Source organism: Corynebacterium yonathiae (genome assembly GCF_027570195.1).
Lineage (GTDB): Bacteria > Actinomycetota > Actinomycetes > Mycobacteriales > Mycobacteriaceae > Corynebacterium > Corynebacterium yonathiae.
Map to the genome: position 1 here is coordinate 1 of NZ_JAKMUZ010000048.1, position 994 is coordinate 994.

1 pseudogene is annotated in these 994 nt (G+C 53.3%); it reads right to left on the reverse strand.

Annotated features, from left to right (window positions below):
* Positions 1-3: 3 nt before the first annotated feature.
* Positions 4-994, reverse strand: a pseudogene (locus L8V22_RS11615) (IS256 family transposase); the annotation flags it as partial.

The following is a 994-nucleotide window of genomic DNA, read 5'->3' on the forward strand; positions in this document are numbered from 1 at the left end:
GGTTTATAGGTATTTGTCGAAGCGGTCGGGGTAGGCCACGGCCATTTGGTTGATGGCTTGTTTCCAGCCGGAAACTCGGGCTCCTTCCATGAGTCTGCCGGCTGTCGCTGAGACCCGTTTGCCTTGCTTTGCTCTCTTTGCAGCTCGTTTGTCTTCAATATTGCAGATCATCAACCACAGCGTCTTGAGCGCTGATTCATCGTTGGTGAACTGCACCCTGTTGCGAGTAGCTTTCCGCAGCTCATTGTTAAACGACTCAATGGAATTCGTCGTATAGATGACCTTTCTCGCCGCTGGTGGGAACTGCAGAAACGGGACAAACCGCTCCCAGGCATCCCGCCAGACCTTGACTGAACGTGGATACTTCTCACCCAACTCGGAAGCCTCGAATTCGGCTAAAGCAGCACGTGCTGTGGACTCGTCTGTAGCGGTGTAAACCTTTTTCAACGCAGCTGATACACCCCGGCGATCCCCGTAGGCTACCCACCGGTTCGCTGCGCGAATCAGGTGCACGATACAGGTTTGCACCATAGAATTCGGCCAGGTTGCCTCTACTGCTTCTGGCAGGCCTTTTCAGCCCGTCACAGCAGACAATGAAGACGTCCTTGACCCCACGATTGGAAAGATTGGCGCATACCTGCGCCCAGAATGAAGCGCCTTCTTCTTTGGCAATCCACAATCCCAAAATGTGCTTAATACCGTCAAGGTCCACACCGATTGCCATGTACGCGGACTTGTTGACTACCCGACCACCGTCGCGGATTTTAATGCGCAGCGCGTCCAGGAAAATGACCGGGTAGAACTCATCTCACTGGCGGTTTTGCCAGACCATGACCTCATCCAAGACGGCGTCAGTAACCGCAGAAATCGTCTCATGAGAGATATCAACCCGCATCGCCGTTGCCATATGATGCTGGATATCCCTAATGGTCATCCCACCGGCATACAAGCTGACGATCATGTCATCAACGTCAGTCAAACGCCTCGAGCCTTT